General features: G+C 65.7%; 19 protein-coding genes and 1 pseudogene. 7 read left to right on the top strand and 13 right to left on the bottom strand.

What is annotated here, in order from left to right; all coding sequences use genetic code 11:
- Positions 1–164: 164 nt before the first annotated feature.
- From V1Y59_RS11800 to V1Y59_RS11785, 4 genes are all read right to left on the bottom strand, one after another.
- Entirely contained in the window at positions 165–1,544 is a 1,380-nt protein-coding gene (locus tag V1Y59_RS11800) for an MFS transporter (RefSeq protein WP_330505148.1), read from the bottom strand.
- Positions 1,545–1,667: 123 nt separating this feature from the next.
- Positions 1,668–2,387 carry a GntR family transcriptional regulator gene (locus V1Y59_RS11795; RefSeq protein WP_330436352.1) on the bottom strand — a complete coding sequence of 240 codons (720 nt, stop codon included), beginning with the start codon at positions 2,385–2,387 and terminating at the stop codon, positions 1,668–1,670.
- A 22-nt stretch (positions 2,388–2,409) separates the two neighbouring features.
- Positions 2,410–2,907 (bottom strand): DUF3830 family protein, encoded by a 498-nt coding sequence (locus V1Y59_RS11790; protein WP_330436354.1) that lies wholly within the window; start codon positions 2,905–2,907, stop codon positions 2,410–2,412.
- A complete protein-coding gene (locus V1Y59_RS11785) occupies positions 2,904–4,325 on the bottom strand; it encodes an amidase (protein WP_330505147.1) in 1,422 nt (473 codons plus the stop codon). Before V1Y59_RS11785 ends, V1Y59_RS11790 begins: the two co-directional genes overlap by 4 nt.
- 65 nt (positions 4,326–4,390) lie before the next feature.
- Here V1Y59_RS11785 and V1Y59_RS11780 point away from each other — a divergent pair, with 65 nt between their 5' ends.
- Positions 4,391–5,173 (top strand): maleate cis-trans isomerase family protein, encoded by a 783-nt coding sequence (locus V1Y59_RS11780; RefSeq protein WP_330505146.1) that lies wholly within the window; start codon positions 4,391–4,393, stop codon positions 5,171–5,173.
- Here the strand turns inward: V1Y59_RS11780 and nhaA are convergent.
- Together nhaA and V1Y59_RS11770 are read right to left on the bottom strand one after the other, a co-directional pair.
- On the bottom strand, positions 5,068–6,408 hold the full coding sequence (nhaA, locus tag V1Y59_RS11775) for a Na+/H+ antiporter NhaA (protein WP_330505145.1): 1,341 nt from the start codon (positions 6,406–6,408) through the stop codon (positions 5,068–5,070). The two genes, V1Y59_RS11780 and nhaA, sit on opposite strands and share 106 nt — an antisense overlap.
- A gap of 271 nt (positions 6,409–6,679) precedes the next feature.
- Positions 6,680–6,978, bottom strand: a pseudogene (locus tag V1Y59_RS11770) (winged helix-turn-helix domain-containing protein); the annotation flags it as partial.
- Between V1Y59_RS11770 and V1Y59_RS11765 the strand changes: the two are divergent.
- Entirely contained in the window at positions 6,899–7,171 is a 273-nt protein-coding gene (locus V1Y59_RS11765) for a DUF6611 family protein (RefSeq protein ID WP_330505144.1), read from the top strand. The pseudogene V1Y59_RS11770 and the gene V1Y59_RS11765 sit on opposite strands and share 80 nt — an antisense overlap.
- Before the next feature lie 45 nt (positions 7,172–7,216).
- Here V1Y59_RS11765 and V1Y59_RS11760 read toward each other — a convergent pair whose 3' ends face one another.
- The 5 genes from V1Y59_RS11760 to V1Y59_RS11740 all read right to left on the bottom strand — a co-directional run bounded on the left by V1Y59_RS11760 (position 7,217) and on the right by V1Y59_RS11740 (position 10,685).
- A complete protein-coding gene (locus V1Y59_RS11760) occupies positions 7,217–7,615 on the bottom strand; it encodes a PPOX class F420-dependent oxidoreductase (RefSeq protein WP_330505143.1) in 399 nt (132 codons plus the stop codon).
- 5 nt (positions 7,616–7,620) lie between these two features.
- Positions 7,621–8,373: a maleate cis-trans isomerase family protein gene (locus V1Y59_RS11755; RefSeq protein WP_330505142.1), complete on the bottom strand. Its 753-nt coding sequence runs from the start codon at positions 8,371–8,373 to the stop codon at positions 7,621–7,623.
- A 75-nt stretch (positions 8,374–8,448) separates the two neighbouring features.
- Positions 8,449–8,841 carry a PPOX class F420-dependent oxidoreductase gene (locus V1Y59_RS11750; RefSeq protein ID WP_330505141.1) on the bottom strand — a complete coding sequence of 131 codons (393 nt, stop codon included), beginning with the start codon at positions 8,839–8,841 and terminating at the stop codon, positions 8,449–8,451.
- A 155-nt stretch (positions 8,842–8,996) separates the two neighbouring features.
- Complete coding sequence (locus V1Y59_RS11745) at positions 8,997–9,605, bottom strand: DNA-3-methyladenine glycosylase I (RefSeq protein ID WP_330505140.1); 609 nt, start codon at positions 9,603–9,605, stop codon at positions 8,997–8,999.
- A 78-nt stretch (positions 9,606–9,683) separates the two neighbouring features.
- Positions 9,684–10,685 (bottom strand): zinc-binding alcohol dehydrogenase family protein, encoded by a 1,002-nt coding sequence (locus tag V1Y59_RS11740; protein ID WP_330505139.1) that lies wholly within the window; start codon positions 10,683–10,685, stop codon positions 9,684–9,686.
- An 83-nt stretch (positions 10,686–10,768) separates the two neighbouring features.
- Here V1Y59_RS11740 and V1Y59_RS11735 point away from each other — a divergent pair, with 83 nt between their 5' ends.
- The gene (locus tag V1Y59_RS11735; RefSeq protein ID WP_330505138.1) at positions 10,769–11,113 is read left to right on the top strand and encodes a winged helix-turn-helix transcriptional regulator; all 345 of its coding nucleotides are present in this window, start codon (positions 10,769–10,771) and stop codon (positions 11,111–11,113) included.
- A gap of 10 nt (positions 11,114–11,123) precedes the next feature.
- On the opposite strand, the gene V1Y59_RS11730 is transcribed toward V1Y59_RS11735, so the two are convergent.
- Positions 11,124–11,945, bottom strand: a complete 822-nt coding sequence (locus tag V1Y59_RS11730; RefSeq protein ID WP_330505137.1) for a MerR family transcriptional regulator — start codon at positions 11,943–11,945, stop codon at positions 11,124–11,126.
- A 154-nt stretch (positions 11,946–12,099) separates the two neighbouring features.
- On the opposite strand from V1Y59_RS11730, the gene V1Y59_RS11725 reads away from it, so the two are divergent.
- The 3 genes from V1Y59_RS11725 (at position 12,100) to V1Y59_RS11715 (ending at position 16,361) form a co-directional block, all read left to right on the top strand.
- Positions 12,100–13,941, top strand: a complete 1,842-nt coding sequence (locus V1Y59_RS11725) for a glycoside hydrolase family 15 protein (RefSeq protein WP_330505136.1) — start codon at positions 12,100–12,102, stop codon at positions 13,939–13,941.
- 187 nt (positions 13,942–14,128) lie between these two features.
- On the top strand, positions 14,129–14,704 hold the full coding sequence (gene sigK, locus V1Y59_RS11720) for an ECF RNA polymerase sigma factor SigK (RefSeq protein ID WP_330505174.1): 576 nt from the start codon (positions 14,129–14,131) through the stop codon (positions 14,702–14,704).
- 10 nt (positions 14,705–14,714) lie between these two features.
- A complete protein-coding gene (locus V1Y59_RS11715; protein ID WP_330505135.1) occupies positions 14,715–16,361 on the top strand; it encodes a dihydroxyacetone kinase family protein in 1,647 nt (548 codons plus the stop codon).
- Between the two features lie 90 nt (positions 16,362–16,451).
- Here the strand turns inward: V1Y59_RS11715 and clpB are convergent, their stop codons facing one another.
- The gene (gene clpB / locus V1Y59_RS11710; RefSeq protein WP_330505134.1) at positions 16,452–19,004 is read right to left on the bottom strand and encodes an ATP-dependent chaperone ClpB; all 2,553 of its coding nucleotides are present in this window, start codon (positions 19,002–19,004) and stop codon (positions 16,452–16,454) included.
- 235 nt (positions 19,005–19,239) lie between these two features.
- Between clpB and V1Y59_RS11705 the strand changes: the two genes are divergently transcribed.
- The gene (locus V1Y59_RS11705; RefSeq protein ID WP_330505133.1) at positions 19,240–20,193 is read left to right on the top strand and encodes a LysR family transcriptional regulator; all 954 of its coding nucleotides are present in this window, start codon (positions 19,240–19,242) and stop codon (positions 20,191–20,193) included.
- The last annotated feature ends 204 nt before the right edge of the window (positions 20,194–20,397 follow it).

Here is a 20,397-nt window from a genome sequence, read left to right as displayed (position 1 = left end):
TCGCACGTCGCTACTCGACCAACGAAAACCCCCACCCGCCGATCGAGTAGCCTGCGAGCCGCTAGGCGAGCACGCGTATCGAGATCCCCTCACCAAGGCCTCGATACGCGTCGGGCTCGCTACGCTCGCACGTCGCTACTCGACCAACGGGAATCCGAAACCGGTCACGTCGACTTCGCCGCCATCGCGAGATCGCGCTCCCTCGAGGGGATCTCGGAACCACGGATCGAGACTCCGGCGGTCTCCTTCAAGAACACCAGCGCCACCATGCCGATCGCACAGGCGCCCATCATGTACAGCGCCGGGAAGAGGTTCCAGCCCGTGCCCTCCACGACGGCGTCGTTCACGAGCGGAGCGGTACCACCGAACGCGGCCGTGGAGAGGTTGTAGGAGATCGCGAAACCGGCGTAGCGCACCTGGGTCGGGAACATGGCCGGGAAGGTGGCCGAGATCGTCGCGAGCTGCGGGATGTAGAGCAGCCCCAGGATCGTGAAACCGATGATCGCCCAGGCGAATCCCTGCCCCATCAGCCAATACAACGGCAAGGCGAGGACGAACAGTCCGATCAACGACGACCACCACATCGGTTTTCGTCCGGTCCGATCCGACCAGGCACCGAAGAACGGGATGACCGCCATCATTGCCAGCTCGCCGATGAGGATCACCGCCGTGGCGGTGTCCGTGCTCATCCCGAGCGTGTTCTCCAGATACGTCGGCTGATACGCCAGCAGAGTGTAATTCGCCACGTTGAGCGCGACCACCATGCCGAACATGATCGCCACCGGCTGCCAGTACGTCTTCACCAGATCGACCAGCTCGGCCCAGGGCGACGATTCGAGCTTGTGTTCGTCCTCGAGTTCCTCGAAGACCGGCGATTCGTCGACCTGGGTACGCAGGTAGAGGCCGATCAGACCCAGCGGCAGGGCGAGGAAGAACGGCAGGCGCCATCCCCAGGTGGCCATCGCGTCGTCACTCAGGAGCAGATCGAGGAAGAGCACGACCGCCGAGCCGAGGACGAACCCGCCCAACGTGCCGAACTCCAGGAAGCTGCCGTAGCGGCCACGTTTCTTGTCCGGGGCGTACTCGGCCATGAACGTGGCCGCACCGCCGTACTCACCGCCGGTGGAGAATCCCTGCACGACGCGGAGCAGGATGAGCAGCACGGGCGCCCATACACCGACAGAAGCGTGCGTCGGCAGGACGCCGATCAACGCAGTCGCGACCGAGATCAGCACGATGGTGAGCGCGAGCACGGAGCGACGTCCGATGCGGTCGCCGATCGGCCCCCAGACGAACCCGCCGAGCGGGCGGAGGACGAAGGAGACGGCGAAACCCAGCATGGTGCCGAGCGTGCCGAGGTCGCCGGGGAAGAAGGCGTCGGTCAGATAGGTCGCCGTCGCGGCGTAGACGCCGTAGTCGTACCACTCGGTGGCGTTGCCGATCGCGGAGGCGCTGATCGCCTTTCGGAGGATCGACTTTCCTTCGGGGGATTCCGGGTCGGGTCTGGGATGTGCCGTCGATCCGGTCGAACTCGGGTTCGTCATCTGCGCCTTCCTCAGTCTGGGCGGCCAGTTGTCTGGTGCTGATTCACATCGGCGATCTGACGTATCGAGACTAAGTCGGCAAGCCCGCGGGTGCGGGCGAATCCGTTCACATCATGGCAACGATCAGCCCGTCGACACCGCCCCGGACAGGTCGGGAATGGTGTCACCGACCAGACGGTGCAGCCCGTCGTTCATGTGCTCGATCATCAGTGCGTCGGCCGCCGCCACGTCCCCCGCGACGATGGCATCCACCAATGCCTGATGTTCTGCTATACGTTCCTTCCCCGATGCGTAGGTTCCCCGCATCGCCCGCAGACACATCCGGGTTTCTACCAGGATCGTCTCGTGTAGCCGCGAAAGGCGCTGGCTGGCGGCATGATCCACCAGCGTCTGGTGGAAACGCATGTCCGCGTCGGCCATCTCGACCCCGTTGGGATCATCGATGAACTCCCGCATCTGTGCCACTGCATCATTCAGGTCGTCGATGGCGTCATCGTCCCCACGATAGATCACCTGCTCCAGCGCGGCACGTTCGACCGCCGTTCGCGCAACGTACATGTCGCGAATGTCCGAATCATCCATCGACACAACGAAAAGGCCGCGATTGCGGTGACTGACGAGCAGCCCTTCGGCGGTGAGACGCTGCATGGCTTCACGCAGCGGCCCACGGCTCACGCCGAGATCCGCGGCGAGACCGGATTCGGTCAATTGGGACCCTGGCGGGAAGTCACCGCTGGCGATCGCGTCATGCAGTTTCCGCGCGATGATCGCCGGCGTCGACTCCTGAACCAGCGGGGTGAGCACTCGCTTGCGCCCGGGTTCTCGTTGTCGTGTTCCTGTCATGTGTTGGCTCCTCTGTCGGTTCTCACGCACGCCGGTAGGTGAGGGTCTCTCCGCGTGCACCACCCATCCAGACGTCGTTGCACGCGGCGGCGAATGCGTCGAGACCTTCGGTGATGGTCGCGAACACGTTGCCCGGTACCCATCCGACGTCGCCGTTGACAAGCAGGTTGTTGCGCCCGTAAAACACGGCGAGGTCGATCAGTAGTCGTTGACTGCCGGGCGCTCCACCCGGTTCGTACCCGTATGCCGGATTGTCGAGCACGCCGTCGAAGGTGAAGTAGCACAGGTCACCGGGAATGGGTGTGACGGTGCTGTTCTCCAGGCCCGGTTCCGTCGGGGCGAATGCGGGCAGCAGAGTGTAGATCTCGTTGCGGGCGAACTTGCCGTGGTAGACCTGTCCGCCCTGCGGTAGGGCATCCCAGACCGCGGCCGCGGTGCGCGGGGCCTCGTCGTCGAGCAACTTCGCGACCGCTGTCACGCCGCGCTGTTCCAAACTGACCGTGATGAAGCGGTCACTCACTGAATCCCCTCCCGTGTCGTGAACGGTGCGACCCGTTCGTAGGCGGCCGCGACGCGCAGCACCGTGTCGTCGGCATGGCGCGCTCCGACGATCTGCAGGCCAGTGGGCAGCGCGGTGGGGCCGCTGCGATCGAACCCGCTCGGGATCGTGATCGCCGGTTGCCCGGTCAGATTGAACGGATACGAGTACGGCGTCCACGACGTCCAGTCCGGCGAGGCAGATCCGGCGGGGACGTCGACACCTGCCTCGAATGCGACACGTGGCGTGCTGGGCGTGATCAACACGTCGAAGTCGAGGTGCAGCTGGCCCATCTCGACCCCGAGCGCCATCCGCAGCGCGGTGGCATCGAGATAGTCGGTGGCCGAGAAGTCCGCATGGCGGGTCAATGCCGCCGCCAATCCGTGATCGATCTTCTCCGTCGCGCCCGGGCCCTGCGCTCTGACGACGACGTCGGCTCCGCTGAACCACAGAATGTGGTAGGCCCATGCCGGGTCTTCCCAGCCGAGTTCGATCTCGGTGACCGAGGCCCCGAGGCCGCGCATGATCTCCAGTGCCGCTTCGGTGTTCTGTTGTACCACCGGATCATTTGATCCGTATCCGAGGTCGGGACTGTACGCGATGCGTACGCCGTCGAGGTGATGTGGTGCGCGGCTGAGGAGTTCGGCGGAGCTGGTCGTCGGGGTCGGCATGGCCCACCAGTCGCGGGGATCGAAGCCGCTGAGCACGTCGAGCATCGTGGCGCAGTCGGCGACGGTCCGGGTCATCGGCCCCGCGTGCGCGAGGGTGCCGAACGGACTGGCCGGATACAACGGCACGCGACCGAACGTCGGCTTCAAACCGACTATGCCGCAGAAGGATGCGGGGATGCGGATCGACCCACCCCCGTCTGTCCCGACCGACAGCGGACCGAGTCCGGCGGCCACCGCTGCCGCACTGCCGCCGCTGGAACCACCGGGCGTCCGTTCGGTGTCCCACGGGTTGCGGGTGACGCCGCACCGGGGGCTGTCGGTGACGCCCTTCCAACCGAACTCCGGCGTGGTCACCTTCCCCAGCAGTACCGCCCCGGCGTCACGCAGCCGGGCAACTGCGGGGGCGTCGACCGCCCACTCGTCGTCGTCGGCGTGGATCAACTCGGAGCCGCGCAGCGTGGGCCAGCCCTTGGTGAGGAAGAGGTCCTTGATGCTGACCGGCACCCCGTCGAGGGGTCCCAGGGCCACGCCCGCAGCGTGCCGCTCCGACGAGGCCCGGGCATCCCGCATCGCCGCATCCGCGTCGACGAGACAATAGGCGTTGACTGCGGGGTTATCGGCCTCGATGGCGGAGATGAGTTCCTCGGTCACCGAAACCGGGGAGAGCGCCCCGGACCGGTATCCCTCCGCCAATTGGGCGGCGGTCGACCAGCGTGCGGATGTGTCCATCGGTTCCTTCTGCAAATCGGCGAGATGTTGGTAGATTGTTGACAATCTACTCGGGAGGTCTGTGAGTGACAACCAGGACGCCGACGGTCGCATTGCTCTATCCGGGACACGCGGCGGAAGACGACTACCCGCTCGTGGAAACCGCCCTGGGGGGCGTGATCCGCCTGCCAGTGATCATCACCGACATCGAGTCCGATGACCACACCGTGGCGGCCATGCGTGCCGTCGGAACGGACACGCCATTGCGAGACGGTGCGCGTCGCGCAGCGCGGTACGAACCCGATGCGTTGATGTGGGCGTGTACATCCGGCAGCTTCCTGTACGGCTGGGACGGCGCGCATGAGCAGGTTTCGCGCCTCGCCGACGTCGTCGGTCTGCCGGTGTCATCCACGTCGCTCGCCTTCGCCGCGGCGTGCCGCGAACTCGGCGTCACGTCGGTGGCGGTCGCGGCCACCTACCCGACGCCCGTCGCCGACGGCTTCACCACGTTCCTCGCCGGGGCCGGGGTCACCGTCGTCGCGTCGGCCGCCCACGACATCCACACCGCCACCGAGGCCGGCACCGTCGACGGCGACAACCTGTTCGAGATGGTCCGATCGGCGGACTCGGCGAACGCGCAGGCGGTCCTGGTGCCCGACACCGCCCTGCACACGATCGGGTGGGTCGCCGACCTCGAACGCGAGATCGACAAGCCGGTACTCACCGCCAACCAGGTCACGGCGTGGCAGGCTGCCCGGCTGGCTTACGTCGATGTAGCCGCTGAGGGGCTTGGCGCGTTGTTCCGGCCCTCGGCGGACGAGGTGCGATGGGCGCCGTCGTCGCCGGCTGCCCGCCGCAGATCGCGATAGTGCCGGTTACGTAATCGGAGGACGATGGCCGCCAATGAGGCCGAGATGAGCGAACCGATCAGGACCCCTACCTTCACCACCTCGGCGCGGTCCCCGTCATCGGCATAGGCGAGTTCACCGATCAGCAACGACACCGTGAATCCGATCCCTGCCAACAGTGCGACACCGAAAATGTCGATCCACTTCACACTGCTGTCGAGCGAGGCTCGCGTGAGCGCCGAGACGATACGGGTGGTTCCGAGTATCCCGACCACCTTGCCCACGACCAGTCCGGCGATCACACCGAGCGCAACCGGATCGGTGACGGTGTCACGAAGTGCGCTCACCCCACCGACGGTCACTCCCGCCGCGAAGAATGCGAAGACAGGCACCGCCACACCGGCCGAGATCGGGCGCACTCGACGTTCGAAGTGGTGAGCGAGTCCACCGTGTTCGTCGTCATTCACACCGTCCCGAGCCAGAACCGGGACTGCGAACCCGAGTAGTACGCCTGCGACGGTCGCGTGAACACCCGATTCGTGCATGAAGATCCAGGTGAGCGTGGCCAGTGGGATGAGGACCCACCATTTCGACACACGTCGCTGCACGCAGATGGCAAAGAGTGCGAGCGGCACCAGTGCCAACGCGAGGAAAGTGAAATCGATTGATTCGCTGTAGAAGACAGCGATCACCGTGATGGCCAGCAGATCATCGACCACAGCCAAGGTCAGCAGGAACGTCCTGAGTGCGACTGGCAGATGTGTGGCCACCACCGCAAGGACAGCAAGAGCGAACGCGATGTCCGTCGCAGCCGGGATGGCCCACCCTTCGACGGCGCCATCCCCCGCCGGCAGGGTGACTGCCACGAAAATCGCTGCGGGAACAATCATCCCACCGAGAGCACCGGCGATCGGAAGCGCGGCCCGCGAAGGGTCGCGGAGATCCCCGGCAACGAACTCCTGCTTGAGTTCCAGACCGACGACGAAGAAGAATATCGCGAGCAGTCCGTCTGCAGCCCACGCGGAAAGGCTCAGGTCCAGGTGCAAGCCGAAGAGGTCGGCGCCGACCTCCACCTCGCCGAGGGCCGCATACTCATCACCCCAGGGCGAGTTTGCCCAGAGTAGGGCGAATACGGCGGCACCCAGCAACAGGAATCCGCCGACGGTGTCCCGCTGAAGAGTGTCGGAGAGTCTGGAGACGGCTGACCATGAACGGCTCGAGAACTCATCTGCCGTTGGTGATGCGCCGCCCTTCATGGCGAGCCATCGGTCGAAGTCCTCACATCAATTCGACTGCTTCTCGAGCATTGAGCTATCCACATCGGTGTTGGGCCTTTCGCGGGTCAATTTCTACACGAGGCGTCGAACAGTCAACAACCTCGTGGCCGACCAGGCTTCCCGGCACACCGACCACCGATAGTAGACGAACGCGCCCGCTCGTGCACATCGCGCTCAGCACAGCAGGACACAACCGGTATCGACTGGGATCGACAAATGCCCTGTGAGCCAACTATTTTGCGCGACTCGCTCACCAAACGAACCGGTACACCATCCCGGTCTCGGTCAGCAGGTGGCCTGGATGAGCCGGATCGTCTTCGAGTTTGCGGCGCAGGCCGGCCAGATACACTCGCAGGCAACTGGTCTGATTGACATACGTCGGTCCCCACACGGTCTACAGGATGTCCCTCTGCGACAACAGTTTGCCCTCGTGACGCACGAGCACTTCCAGGATCCCCATTCGTTGGTCGTGAGATGCAGTTGCTCGCCGCGACGGGTCACCGACTTCGCGGACAGGTCGACCACGAAGTCGCCTCCGTCGACGATCGGCACACCCACCGCATCCGACACCACCGGTGGGTGTCGCTCGACCTCGCCGCGGACGCTCACGTCGGTGCCGCGCAATCACCTGCTCGACCTCGTCGACGCTCTGCGACGCAACGACGCCGACCTGCGCCACGGGCGCATCACTCCGGCTCAGCACGGGGCGATCTGGGCGCGATGCTACGACCAGCTGATCTGATCACGCCGGCCACTCTCGCGCGGGCGCGGTGCACTCGCGGAAAGGTCAGCTGGGAGAAGTGCGCTGAATCGAGATGCCGATCGTGCCGTCCTTACCCCGGCGCCAGGTCGACGCCGTGACGATGGCCTTTCCGAGCAGACCGTATTTCCGACGGATCAGCTCACGAACCCTCTCGGTTCCCGCGGCGTCGAGTACCTCGCCGGTGCCCTCGACGACTTCTCCGCGCGTCTTCTTCCCGCGCGCGTCGCAGGCCTGGACGAGGACACGGCTGTCCCGACGCAGCCGTTTCACCTTCCACGAATCGGTTTCCGTCCACACCACCATCCGGTCCCCGTCCATCGCCGCCCAGATGGGTGACGGTTTGGGCGTGCCGTCCTTGCGAAAGGTGGTCAGCTGGACATAGGTGGCATCGGTCGCTTCGCCAAAAGGTGCGCCATCGGACATGGGCCTCAGGCTACTCGGGCGAACAGCGACTGCCCGTCGTCACCGGACAGGGATTCGGCCACCAGACCGGCATCCGACAGCGTCGCCCAGGCCGTGACCTGATTGGCCGACAGCACCGGCTTGCCGAGCTCCGCCTCCATGAGGCCGAGGATCTCGTAGGTCCACAAGTTGGTGCAGGACACGAAGATCGCGTCCGCATCCGGATGGTCGGCGGCCCGGATCAAGTCGCAGGTGACCGCGTACGGAATGGTCCAGATCTCATGGTCGCGCCCCAACCCCGCCTGGGACACCACCGTGCGGCCGGCCTCGCCGATGAAGTCGCACAGCAGCCCGGTCAGCGCGGACGTGTACGGGGTGGCCACCGCGATGCGGCTCAGGTTCATCACGTCGAGAGCGCGCACCAACGCCTCGGACGTGGTCACCGCCGCCGCGGCGCCGGCCGCGACCATACAGTGCGACAACTCCCTGGCACCGGTCATCCCGTACACGAAACTTCCGGAGGCGCAGGCATATCCGACGACCCGCGGGCCGACCGCGGTGATGCTGCGGACCGCGGCGGTGATGTCGGCATGGTTGTTGAGGTCGCGGCACAGGTCGACGTCGACAGGGGCGTCGATGAATCCGGTGCGCGTGAAGTAGATGGACGCCGAGTCCGGCATCCATCGCCACAGCTCGCGGTCGAGCGCCATGTCGAACGGACACACCATGCCGATCCCCACCTGCTGCTGGGGGACGCCTGTGACCTCCACCGGTTTCATGCAGGAATGATGACACATTGTCGGATTGTCAACAATCCAGGCGGAGTGACGTTTGTGTTACACGGTCTACGCAGGTCAGTCCGTGATTCCGAAGGCGATCACACGTTCCGGGTGGACCCGGATCAACGAGGAGTCCATACCCGGTCGAGGTGACGGCGCGTCCGTGATCTGCTCGCCGCGTCCGCGGATCTCGACCATTCGTGGCCGCCACGGCTTCACCGACGCCAAGTCGTCTACGACGAACGCGACCCGGTCGTTGTGCGTGAGGTTGCGGAACTTGCGACTCGTCGACAGGCTCATTCCGCCGATGTCGATGGTGCCCAGCTCCTCGTTGACCCAGAACCCGACCGCATTGTTCTGCGGCGCCCCGTGTCGGTCGACGGTCGCGAGTCGGCCGAGCTTCTGCGTTGCCAGGTACTCGAGCACATCGGGATCGGACAGTTTGCGTTCGGTCATCTGCGTAGGCATATTCGCGACGGTAGGGCTTCAAGTCCACTTGAGGTCAAGCTGCGCCGGACGGCCTAGCGCGGGTCAACTTCCGTGGCGCGGGCCGGCAGGGTTCGCGCGGGTGGTCGACAACTCGCGTGACCCGAGCCGACCAGCGCGACCGGAGATGACCCGCGTCACGGACGCGAAACCGTCGGCCGCGCCGCTGCCCGCGCCACCGCGACCCGCTCCCGCGTCACACACTCGAGGGCGTGGTCGTTGACGATGCCACTGGCCTGCAACAGCGCGAACATGGTGGTGGGTCCCACGAACTTCCAGCCCCGCTTCTTGAGTTCCTTCGACAAGGCGATCGACTCGGCGGACGTGGTCTGCGACTGCGGTTCCGCCTCGGCATCGGACTCATACCGCCAGAAGAAGCCGGGCAACGATCCCTCACTCTCGATCAGTTCCTCGGCGCGACGAGCGTTGTTGATGGTCGCCTCGATCTTCCCGCGATGCCGCACGATCCCGGCATCCGCGAGCAGTCGGGCCACATCGGCGTCGGTGAACCGGGCGACCTTCTGTATGGAGAAGCCGGCGAATGCGGCGCGGAAGTTCTCCCGCTTGGTGAGGATGGTGCGCCAGCTCAGCCCGGACTGGAAGCCCTCGAGGGCGACTCGTTCAAAGAACGCGTCGTCGCCCTCGAGGGGGAATCCCCACTCGTCGTCGTGGTAGGTGGTCTCCGGCTCGACCGCCGCCCAGGCGCACCTCGTCAAGCCGTCTTCCCCGGTGATCACCCACGACATGCGCGCTCCTCGGCTCGATCAGCAGTACCTCGATCTGCAGTACGCAGTACCGTACCGCCGGGCGCCGACAAGACCCGGCTACCGAACCACGACCGCCTTCCCGATGGCCCCGCCGCTCTCCGAGATGCGATGGGCTTCACGCAGATTCTCGACCGTGAAGCCGGCGAACACGTGATTGATGGTGGTTCGAAGAGTTCCTTCATCGACGAGGCGGGCGACCTCCTCGAGGATGCGGTGCTGGCTGTCGTCGGACGGGAGGTAGAGCGCCTTGCTGAACATCAGCTCCCAATGCCAGCTCTGGCTCTTGCTCTTGAGCGGGAACGTGTCCAGCCCCTCGGGCTCGTCGATGGCGACCACCTGGCCGTGCACTCCCATGATCTCGGCGTAGGTCTCGACATTCCCGCGTGAGTGCGGAGAAAACACGTAGTCGATTCCCTCCGGCACCAGCACGGATGCTTCCTTGCGCAGCCGCCGCGGGTCGATGACGTGATGAGCGCCGAGATCGCGCGCCCATTCGGCCGAGTTCTCGCGCGATGCGGTCGCGACGATCGTGAGGTCCGTCAGCGTGCGCGCCAGTTGAATGACCATGGAACCGACGCCTCCCGCACCGGCGACCACCAGGATCGAACCGGCGGAGGACTTCTCGATCCGCAGCTTCTCGAACAGCACCTCCCACGCGGTCAGCGTGGTCAGCGGTAGCGCGGCGGCCTCGCCGAACGTCAGTGACGCCGGCTTGTGCCCGACGATGTGTTCGTCGACGAGTTGCAGTGCGCCATTGCTCCCGGGGCGGTTGATGACGCCGGCGTAGTACACCTCGTCGCCGACGGCGAATCGGGTCACCTCGGAGCCGACCGCGGTGACGACCCCGGACGCGTCGTACCCGAGCACCTTGGGTCCATCGTCTACGGCAAATGAGGCCCGGACCTTCACGTCGACTGGATTGACCGAGACCGCGCGGACCTCGACGAGAAGGTCGTGCGGTCCCGGGTCGTCGACGGTGATGTCGACCGGTACGAACGACGTGTCGGCGTCGATCGGCCCGGGCGCGAGGGCGGCGATGGCAGATGCTGTTGTCGGCATGGCCCGACGGTATCCGGAAGATCCTGGTTACCCGCAAGGGACATTGGTACCCTGTGGGTACTGATACAGCTCAGGAGGCTTTGATGACGGTTACGCCCCACCGCGGCGACGCGTACTCGGCGACGTGCCCGTGCCGAGGGATGCTCGATCTGCTTGCCGACAAATGGAGCGCCCTGATCATCGGCGCGCTACAGGCCGGGCCCATGCGCTTCGGGGAACTGCGCACGAGACTCGAGGGAATCAGCCCCAAGGTCCTGACCGCGACGTTGCGGCGCCTCGAGGACAACGGCATCCTCACCCGCACCGTCTACCCGGCGGTGCCGCTGCACGTCGAGTACGAACTCACCGAACTCGGCGCCGATGCCTCGGTGCCCCTGGAGGCCCTTCGCGCGTGGGTGGAGGACAACCTTCCACGGTTCCCGCACTGACGGGGTCCCGTCACACCGACGCGGCCACCGGCATCTGCAACTCGGTCTGCCACTTCTCCTCCGGCTCGGGATGGCTGACCAGGTAGACCTCCCGGGCGGTGCCGTCGGTGACGTACCCGTTGTCGTCGATCCAGGTCGCGAGGGTCTGATAGGCCTCGCCGATGTCGGCCATCACGCCATGGTGCACATAGGAGGCGACCTGCTCCTGCACCGGGAGGATCGATGTGTCGAGGCCGTCGACCACCACGCCGTCGGCGACGGTGCACGCCGCCTTCACCGACAGCTTTCCGTCGGCAGTCGGCGCGTAGGTCGCGATGATGGGGCCGGCGGGCTCCGCCCCGGCTGGTCCCAATGCGGCGAACAGTCGCCCGAACAGCTGCTGGATGACGGGTGCGACGTCCGCGGAATCGGTGCTCTCGGCGACATCGCCGACCGACAGGATTCGCAGGGCATCGACCGACTTCACGGTGACGGAACTGGTGCTCATGGTGCCTTCCCTTTCGATCATCCGGAGTCTCGCCTCGATGCGTCGGAGCCGATTGGAATCGGCCTCGATCTGGGCGGCCACCTGCGATTGCCGCAGGGTCAGCATGCCCCGCAACTCGGCGGTGTCGACGTCGGCGTCGATGATCCGGGTGACCTCGGACAGGGTGAATCCCAGATCCTTCAACGCGACCAGCCGGTTCAGTCGACGGAGTTGGTCGGCCTCGTAGTAGCGATAGCCGGTGTGATCGTCGACCCGTGCCGGTTGCAGGAGCCCGATCGAGTCGTAGTGCCGCAACATCCGCACCGACACCCGACCCATCGTGGCGAAATCTCCGATGGTGAACATGACACGATCACACTCCTGTCTCACACGGTGTCAGGGTCAAGGCGCCGTTTCCGGCGAAACCGATCGATACCGAATCGTGGCATCGGGTCACGACTCTGTGACCGTATGTGGTCGCCGCGGGTCGCGGGCGCGCGAGCCTCCCTACTGTGCGGATATGTCCACCCGATGCGACGGCGCCACCACCACGTCTTCCCCAACGCACGGGTATCTACCGATCGCCGACCACGGCGTCATCGGCGACCTACGCACGGCCGCCGTGATCGGGGTCGACGGCCGGATCGACTGGTTCTGTTGCCCACGCTTCGATTCGCCCAGCGTCTTCGGCTCCCTGCTCGACGCGGAGCGCGGCGGTGCGTGGACGATCGAACAACTCGACGGCGACGTCACGACCCGGCAGTTCTACCTCCCCGACTCGAACGTCCTGGTGACCCGCTTCATGAGCGACGACGGCGTGGCCGAAGTCCAGGATCTGATGCCGATCGCACGACCCCACGACGACCATCACCGCACGCGGATCGTGCGCCGGGTCGTCTGCGTACGCGGTGAGGTGACGTTTCGCATGCGGGTCGCGCCCCGGTTCGACTACGGACGCGTGCCGCACACCGTGTCGGCCGACGGCGGCCGCGTCGGTTTCACGGCAGACGGATTCGCCCTGCACGTTCTCGGCCAGGGAGACTGGACGGTTCTCGACGACAGCGACATCGAGACGACGTTCACCGTGCGCACCGGCGAATCGATGACCACCGTGGCAGCCCCCGAACCGATTGCCGACGACTGCTTCGCGCACGACCGCGAACCGGCGGTGGTCGCCGAGACCGTCGCCTTCTGGCAGCGCTGGATCTCGCAGAGCACCTACACCGGCCGCTGGCGCGAGATGGTGCACCGGTCGGCGCTCACGCTGAAGTTGCTGACCCACGAGCCCACCGGCGCAGTGGTGTCCGCGGTGACCGCAGGCCTCCCGGAAAGCATTGGTGGCGAACGTAACTGGGACTACCGATACGTGTGGATCCGGGACACCGCGTTCACGCTGTACGCCCTGCTTCGACTCGGGTTCACCGACGAGGCGGCGTCCTTCATGCAGTGGCTGACGTGCCGCTTCGCCGACGGCGGTGACGAACAGACCGGCCCGCTGCGCCTGATGTACACCCTCGACGGTGATCCACCGCCGAACGAGACGCGCCTCGACTGGGAGGGATACGAGGGGTCGTCCCCGGTGGTGATCGGCAATGCCGCCGCCCAGCAGCGTCAGCTCGACATCTACGGCGAGCTCATCGACTCGGTCTATCTGTACAACAAGTACGGGCCCGGCATCTCGTATGACTCGTGGGCCCAGTTGTGCGAGGTCGCGGCGTGGCTCGTCGACCACTGGGATCAACCCGATCAGAGCATCTGGGAGGTCCGCACCGAACCCCGCCATCACGTGTACTCACGGCTGATGTGCTGGGTGGCGCTGGAGCGGATGATCCGGATGAGCCGACAGCGCGGGCTGCCCGGCGACGTCGCCACCTGGATGGCCACCCGTGACGAGATCTTCACCCAGATCATGGAGCGCGGCTGGAACGAGAAGCTCGGCGCATTCGTGCAGACCCTGGACTCCGATCGACTCGACGCCGCGCTCCTGCTCATCCCGGCGGTCAAACTCCTCGCCCCCACCGACCACCGGTTCCTGAGCACGTTGCGCTCCATCGAGGACGAGTTGGTCAGCGATTCCCTGGTGTTCCGCTACGACACCGCCGACGGCCACGACGGCCTCGACGGCGGCGAGGGCACTTTCTCGCTGTGCTCGTTTTGGTACGTCGAGGCGTTGACACGCTCGGGCCGTCTCGCCGACGCCCGGCTGGCGATGGAGAAGATGTTCACCCACGCCAATCATCTGGGCCTCTACGCCGAGCAGATCGGGTTGACCGGCGAGCAGCTCGGCAACCTGCCGCAGGCCTTCACTCATTTGTCGCTGATCAGTGCGGCCATCAACCTCGACCGACGTCTGGACAGCTGATGCGCAGAACCTCCGTTACCTTTCCGTTATCGCAGGTTTCGATCGGGTCGCAGTGGGCACTCAGCAGGGACCGTGCGCAGTCGGCGCGGATAGCGTCATCGACATCGGCACGGAAATGAATGACCGAACGGGTGGCTCGATGACTCTTCTCGACGATCGGCACGTCGCGGCGACCGTCGCGCCATCGATGCACGGACCGGGTGCCGGCACACACGTCGATCTCGCGCACCTACTCGGCCGTATCGGCGACGGGGACCAGGCGGCATTCGCGGACTTTTACGACGGCACGTGCCAGCGGGTCTACGGAATGGTGCACCGGGTACTGCGCGACGATGGCTACAGCGAGGAGACCACCCAGGAGGTCTACCTACAGGTCTGGCGTTCCGCACGAACCTACGATCCGGACGCGGGATCCGCACTCGCCTGGCTGTTGACCATGGCGCATCGTCGCGCCGTCGATCGCGTCCGGTCGGAGTCCGCATCGAGTCGCCGCGCCAACGCATTCGGCATCGCCTCGCTCCGTCGCGACACCGACGAGGTCATCGACGCCGTCGAATCACTGGAATGTCGACGCGACATCCGCGACGGCCTCGGATCGTTGACCACCCTGCAGCGAGAATCGGTGGAACTGGCCTACTTTCACGGCCTGACCTACCGCGAGGTCGCCGAACGACTCGGCATCGGCCTACCGACCGTGAAGTCCCGGATCCGCGACGGCATGCGTCGTCTGCGCGCACACCTGGAACCGGGACGGGCTGCCTAGGGTGGGAGGGGTGACCCCTCGCGACTACGTTCTCAACACCCCCGACACCTTCCTCACCGATTCCCTGCGCGGCTTCGTCGCGGCCAACCCGTCGATCGGCTGGCAACCCGACCCCGGATTCCTGCACCGCCGCGATGCCGATGACACATCCCGGGTGACGCTGGTCTCCGGCGGCGGGTCGGGTCACGAGCCGATGCACGCCGGGTTGATCGGCGCCGGCATGCTCGACGCCGCATGCCCGGGGTTGGTGTTCACCTCCCCCAACGCGCTGCAGGTGGCCGGGGCGACGCGCTGGGCCGACCGCGGCAAGGGTGTGCTGCACGTGGTGAAGAACTACACCGGCGACGTGATGAACTTCCGGATCGCGCGGCATCTGCTCCGGGAGGAGGTGACCACCGACCACGTCCTCGTCGACGACGACGTCGCGACCGAGTCGGAATCGGGCCCCGGTCGGCGCGGCACCGGGGCGACCATCATCGTGGAAAAGATCTGCGGCGCAGCAGTTGCCGACGGTTCTGACCTCGCGGCGGTGGCCGATCTGGGGCGCCGGACGGTGGCGAACGCACGGAGCTTCGCTGTCGCCTACCGGGCCTGCACGATTCCGGGCGCCGATGACCCGACGTTCGACCTCGAACCGGGTCAGATGGAGTTCGGTGTCGGCATCCACGGCGAGGCGGGTGAAGATCGGACCGATCAGGTCGGGACGCGTGAGCTCGTCACGCGCATGCTTGATCGCATCGTGGACTCGCTCGGGCTCACCGGCGGCGATCGGGTGATCTGCCTCGTCAACGGACTCGGCGCCGCGCACCCGCTCGAGCTGTCGCTGGTGTTCGGTGAGGTGGCCACCGACCTGAACCGGCGCGATGTCACCATCGAGCGGTCAATGGTCGGCGCATTCGTCACGGCCCTGGACATGACCGGGTTCTCGCTCACCCTCGTCCGGGTCGATGACGAGATCCTGCGGTTGTTCGACGCACCGACCGATGCGCCCGCGTGGCCGTCAAGGGTCGGTCGCGGTCCGGTGTCGGTGTCCGACATCGCTTTCGCCGAACCACATGACAGCGCGACAGAGGGTGCCGAATCGGTCTGGCTCTCGGAATTCGTGGGCCGCGTGCGGGAGTCGATCGACGACCTCACCGCCCTCGACCGCCAGGCCGGCGACGGCGACTTCGGCGCCAACATGGCCGCCGCGCTCGGCCACTACGAGCTGCCGCTGCGCGGGTCGGACGCGGACGTGCTGACCGCCATCAGCACCTCGTTCCTCGTTCGTGCCGGCGGCACGTCCGGCGCGGTGTTCGGTGTGCTGTTTCGCCAACTCGCCTCCGCGTTCGCCGATTCCGACGATATGCGCGCAGCTCTTCGTGATGGGACCGCGTCCGCGCTCGCGGAGATCCAGGATCTCGGTGGGGCCGAAGTCGGTGACAACACAATGGTCGACGCCCTGGCACCGACCGCCGCGGCCCTTTCGGAGGACAAGTCGCTCGGTGAGGTGGCCGAGGCCGCCGAGGACGGCGCCGAATCCACCCGCGACACAACGGCCTCCAAGGGACGGGCCAGCTATGTCGGCGAGAATGCCCGCGGGGTGGTCGATCCGGGCGCACTGGTCACGTCGTGGTTGTTCCGGGCGGCCGCCGACCACCTGCCTACGGGCGAATGACGAAAATCGGCTCCGTCAGAGGGCACCGAGGGGAATACTCCCTCGGACCCACCTGACGAAGCCGATTTCAGTCATTCTCGGACCTGCCGATCAGCCGAGCACCAACGTCTCTCCGTCGGCGCTCACGTTCACCGGCACGATGTCGCCGTCATGGATGTCACCGGCCAGCAACGACTTCGCGAGCTGATCGCCGATCGCCTGCTGCACCAGCCGCCGCAACGGACGGGCACCGTAGAGCGGGTCGAAACCACGCTCGGCCAGCCATTCCTTCGCCTTCGGTGTCACCTCGAGTTCCAGGCGACGCTGCGCCAGGCGCTTTCCGAGCTGGGCGAGCTGGATGTCGACGATCGACACCAACTCCTCCGGGCTCAGGGCGTCGAACACGATGACGTCGTCGAGCCGGTTGATGAACTCCGGCTTGAACGCCACCCGCACGGCGGTCATCACCTGATCCTTGTCACCGCCGGCGCCCAGGTTGGACGTCAGGATGAGGATGGTGTTGCGGAAGTCGACCGTGCGGCCCTGGCCGTCGGTGAGACGACCTTCGTCGAGTACCTGCAGCAGCACGTCGAACACATCCGGGTGCGCCTTCTCGACCTCGTCGAACAGCACCACCGTGTAGGGACGTCGTCGCACCGCCTCGGTCAGCTGGCCGCCGGACTCGTAGCCGACGTAGCCGGGAGGGGCGCCGACGAGTCGTGCGACGCTGTGCTTCTCGCCGTACTCGCTCATGTCGATGCGAACCATGGCGCGTTCGTCGTCGAACAGGAACTCGGCGAGTGCCTTGGCCAGCTCGGTCTTACCGACACCGGTGGGACCGAGGAACATGAACGAACCGAGCGGCCGGTTCGGGTCGGCGACACCGGCGCGGGCGCGACGAACTGCGTCGGATACCGCGGTCACCGCGTCCTTCTGGCCGATGACCCGGTGTCCCAGTTCGTCTTCCATCCGCAGCAGCTTGGCGGTCTCGCCTTCCAGCATGCGGCCCGCAGGGATACCGGTCCACGACGAGACGACCTGCGCCACATCGTCGGGTCCGACCTCCTCCTGCAGCATCACGTCCTGGCCCGGATCGGTGCCGGTCTTCTCCAGCGCCGCGGCAAGGTCTTTCTCCAGGCCGGGGATCTTTCCGTAGCGCAGTTCGGCGGCCCGCCCGAGGTCGCTCTCGCGCTCGGCCCGATCGGCCTCTCCGCGAAGACGTTCCAGTTCTTCCTTGAGGTCGCGCACCGCGTCGATGGCGGTCTTCTCCGACTGCCACCGCGCCGACAGCTCGTTGAGCTTCTCCTTCTGGTCGGCCAGCTCGCCGCGCAGCTTCTCCAGCCGTTCCTTCGACGCCGCGTCCGTCTCCTTCTCCAGGGCGACCTCTTCGACCTCGAGCCGGCGGACGATGCGCTCGACCTCGTCGATCTCGACGGGGCGCGAGTCGATCTCCATCCGCAACCGCGACGCGGCCTCGTCGACGAGGTCGATGGCCTTGTCCGGCAAGAAGCGTGAGGTGATGTACCGATCCGACAACGTCGCCGCCGACACCAGCGCGGAGTCGGTGATGCGCACGCCGTGGTGCACCTCATAACGATCCTTGAGTCCGCGCAGAATGCCGATGGTGTCCTCCACCGACGGCTCCCCGACGTAGACCTGCTGGAAACGACGCTCCAGCGCGGCGTCCTTCTCGATGTGCTGGCGGTACTCCTCGAGCGTGGTGGCGCCGACCAGCCGCAGCTCGCCGCGGGCGAGCATCGGCTTGATCATGTTGCCTGCATCCATGGCGGAGTCGCCTGTCGCGCCGGCTCCGACGATGGTGTGCAGCTCGTCGATGAAGGTGATGACCTGTCCGGCCGAGCCCTTGATCTCGTCGAGCACCGCCTTGAGCCGCTCCTCGAACTCGCCGCGATACTTCGCGCCGGCCACCATCGACCCCATGTCCAGCGAGATGACCGTCTTGTTGCGCAGGGATTCTGGGACGTCGCCGGCGATGATGCGCTGGGCCAGGCCTTCGACGATGGCGGTCTTGCCGACGCCGGGCTCACCGATGAGCACCGGGTTGTTCTTGGTACGACGGCTCAGCACCTGCACCACGCGGCGGATCTCGGTGTCACGCCCGATGACCGGATCGAGCTTGCCCTCGCGGGCAGCCGCGGTCAGGTCGGTCGAGTACTTCGCGAGGGCCTGATACGTCGATTCCGGGTCCTCGGTGGTGACCCGGGAGTTACCGCGCACCGCGACGAACGCGTCGCGCAGGGCCTGCGGGGTCGCACCGGCGTTGGCCAGTAGCTTGGCGGTGTCGGAGTCGCCGGTCGCCAGGCCCACGAGGATGTGTTCGGTCGACACGTACTCGTCGCTGAGTTCGCCGGCGAGCTGCTGAGCAGCACTGATGGCCGCGATCGACTCGCGGGAGAGCTGCGGCTGCGCACTCGCACTGGCCACCGTCGGGGCCCGGTCCACTAGGGCCTGGGCCTGCGAGCGCACCGTCGACGGGTCCACCCCGACCGCCTTGAGCAGCGGTGCGGCGATGCCGTCGGACTGGTCGAGCAGGGCCACCAGGATGTGAGCCGGGCGCACGTCGGAATTGCCTGCAGAGGCCGCCGCCTGCACAGCAGCGCTCAGCGCCTGCTGTGTCTTGGTGGTCGGGTTGAAGCTGTCCACTCGCGTGTACCTTTCTCTCTGTAACACTCTTTAGTCCATATGGCTCAAGTATGAACCCACGGCTTGTTCAGCGCATCCAGAGTTGAGCGTATTCCGCTCAAGTTACTGACTAGGTGTGATATACATCACGGTACTGGAGTACGCGAATCTGGAACCGCCCGACGTTTGATGATCAGCCGGGGCCGGGAGGTGCTGCGAGCCGGGCTACCCGCAGAGGCCTCGATAGTCTCTTGACATGGCACGGCAGACCGCGGGAGCCCTGCGTGGAATCACCCTGCAGCAGTTGCGCTACTTCGTGGAGGTGGCAGCGGAGGGATCGATCAGCGCCGCGGCAGACGTGCTCTATGTGGCTCAACCAACCATGTCCGCGGCGCTCAAGGACCTCGAAAGTCGGCTGGGACGAACGCTCTTCGTTCGTTCGACCCGGGGAGTGACGCTCACCGACGACGGGGCGGAGTTCCTCGGCTACGCGCGCCAGGTCGTCGAGCAATCAGAACTTCTGGAACAGAAATATCTCGGGCGCGGCCCCTCGCGCCGGCTCCTGGCCGTATCGACTCAGCACTACTCCTTCGTCGTCGATGCCTTCGCGCGCATGGTCAAAGCCTCACAAGCCGCCGAGTATGCGTTCAGTCTTCGCGAGACCCGCACGTGGGACATCATCGAGGATGTCCGCACGCTGCGAAGTGAGATCGGTGTGCTCTATCGCAACGAGTTCAACGCAAGGGTGATCAACAAGCTCATCCGCGAAGCCGGACTGGTCTTCACGCCACTGTTCTTCGCGTCACCGCACATCTTCATCGCCCGCACGAACCCCCTGGCAGGACAAGCGAGTGTGACGCTGAAGGATCTCGAACAATTGCCCCGGCTCACGTTCGACCAGGGTGTGAACAACTCGTTCTACCTCGCCGAAGAGATCCTCTCCACGCGGTCATCAAAGCAAGAAATCCGCGTGAGCGATCGAGCAACCATCTTCAACCTGATGATCGGCCTCGGCGGCTACACCATCTCGACCGGCATCATCTCTGACGATCTGGATCCATCGATCGTCGCTGTTCCCCTCGACGTGGACGAGCGCATCGAGATCGGTTGGATCGGTCATGCCTCAGTCTCGTTGACCACCCAGGCTCAGCGATTCGTGGCCGAGATGCGCGACGTCGTCGCGGAGTTCGGCGTCGACCTACTGACATAGCCAGTGCCTATATCAGGCGATCGAAAGTACCAATTAGGCTATGGTAACTTCCGTCCCTACACTGGTCTCCACACCACTTCGGATCGCTGGTTCCCGGCTGTCTTTGGGACCGAGACAACGGATCTCGAGCACCGCGACCACGGCGCGAAGTGTTACCGAAACCGACACAGTGAACCGAGCGTGACCCGTCCGTCGCTTCACTCA

It is taken from the genome of Gordonia prachuapensis (assembly GCF_036350515.1).
Taxonomy (GTDB): domain Bacteria; phylum Actinomycetota; class Actinomycetes; order Mycobacteriales; family Mycobacteriaceae; genus Gordonia; species Gordonia prachuapensis.
Note: the sequence above shows the minus strand (reverse complement) of the source record. Positions and strands in the feature narration are given on the sequence as shown.

What these genes read in the sequence shown, in the direction of transcription:
- V1Y59_RS11735 (WP_330505138.1), top strand. Translation starts at nt 10,769, where the DNA reads ATGACGGTTACGCCCCACCGCGGCGACGCGTACTCGGCGACGTGCCCG.
- V1Y59_RS11730 (WP_330505137.1), bottom strand. Translation starts at nt 11,945, where the DNA reads ATGTTCACCATCGGAGATTTCGCCACGATGGGTCGGGTGTCGGTGCGG.
- V1Y59_RS11800 (WP_330505148.1), bottom strand. Translation starts at nt 1,544, where the DNA reads ATGACGAACCCGAGTTCGACCGGATCGACGGCACATCCCAGACCCGAC.
- nhaA (WP_330505145.1), bottom strand. Translation starts at nt 6,408, where the DNA reads ATGAAGGGCGGCGCATCACCAACGGCAGATGAGTTCTCGAGCCGTTCA.
- V1Y59_RS11745 (WP_330505140.1), bottom strand. Translation starts at nt 9,605, where the DNA reads ATGTCGTGGGTGATCACCGGGGAAGACGGCTTGACGAGGTGCGCCTGG.
- V1Y59_RS11740 (WP_330505139.1), bottom strand. Translation starts at nt 10,685, where the DNA reads ATGCCGACAACAGCATCTGCCATCGCCGCCCTCGCGCCCGGGCCGATC.
- V1Y59_RS11750 (WP_330505141.1), bottom strand. Translation starts at nt 8,841, where the DNA reads ATGCCTACGCAGATGACCGAACGCAAACTGTCCGATCCCGATGTGCTC.
- V1Y59_RS11725 (WP_330505136.1), top strand. Translation starts at nt 12,100, where the DNA reads ATGTCCACCCGATGCGACGGCGCCACCACCACGTCTTCCCCAACGCAC.
- V1Y59_RS11705 (WP_330505133.1), top strand. Translation starts at nt 19,240, where the DNA reads ATGGCACGGCAGACCGCGGGAGCCCTGCGTGGAATCACCCTGCAGCAG.
- V1Y59_RS11795 (WP_330436352.1), bottom strand. Translation starts at nt 2,387, where the DNA reads ATGACAGGAACACGACAACGAGAACCCGGGCGCAAGCGAGTGCTCACC.
- sigK (WP_330505174.1), top strand. Translation starts at nt 14,129, where the DNA reads ATGCACGGACCGGGTGCCGGCACACACGTCGATCTCGCGCACCTACTC.
- V1Y59_RS11755 (WP_330505142.1), bottom strand. Translation starts at nt 8,373, where the DNA reads ATGAAACCGGTGGAGGTCACAGGCGTCCCCCAGCAGCAGGTGGGGATC.
- V1Y59_RS11785 (WP_330505147.1), bottom strand. Translation starts at nt 4,325, where the DNA reads ATGGACACATCCGCACGCTGGTCGACCGCCGCCCAATTGGCGGAGGGA.
- V1Y59_RS11760 (WP_330505143.1), bottom strand. Translation starts at nt 7,615, where the DNA reads ATGTCCGATGGCGCACCTTTTGGCGAAGCGACCGATGCCACCTATGTC.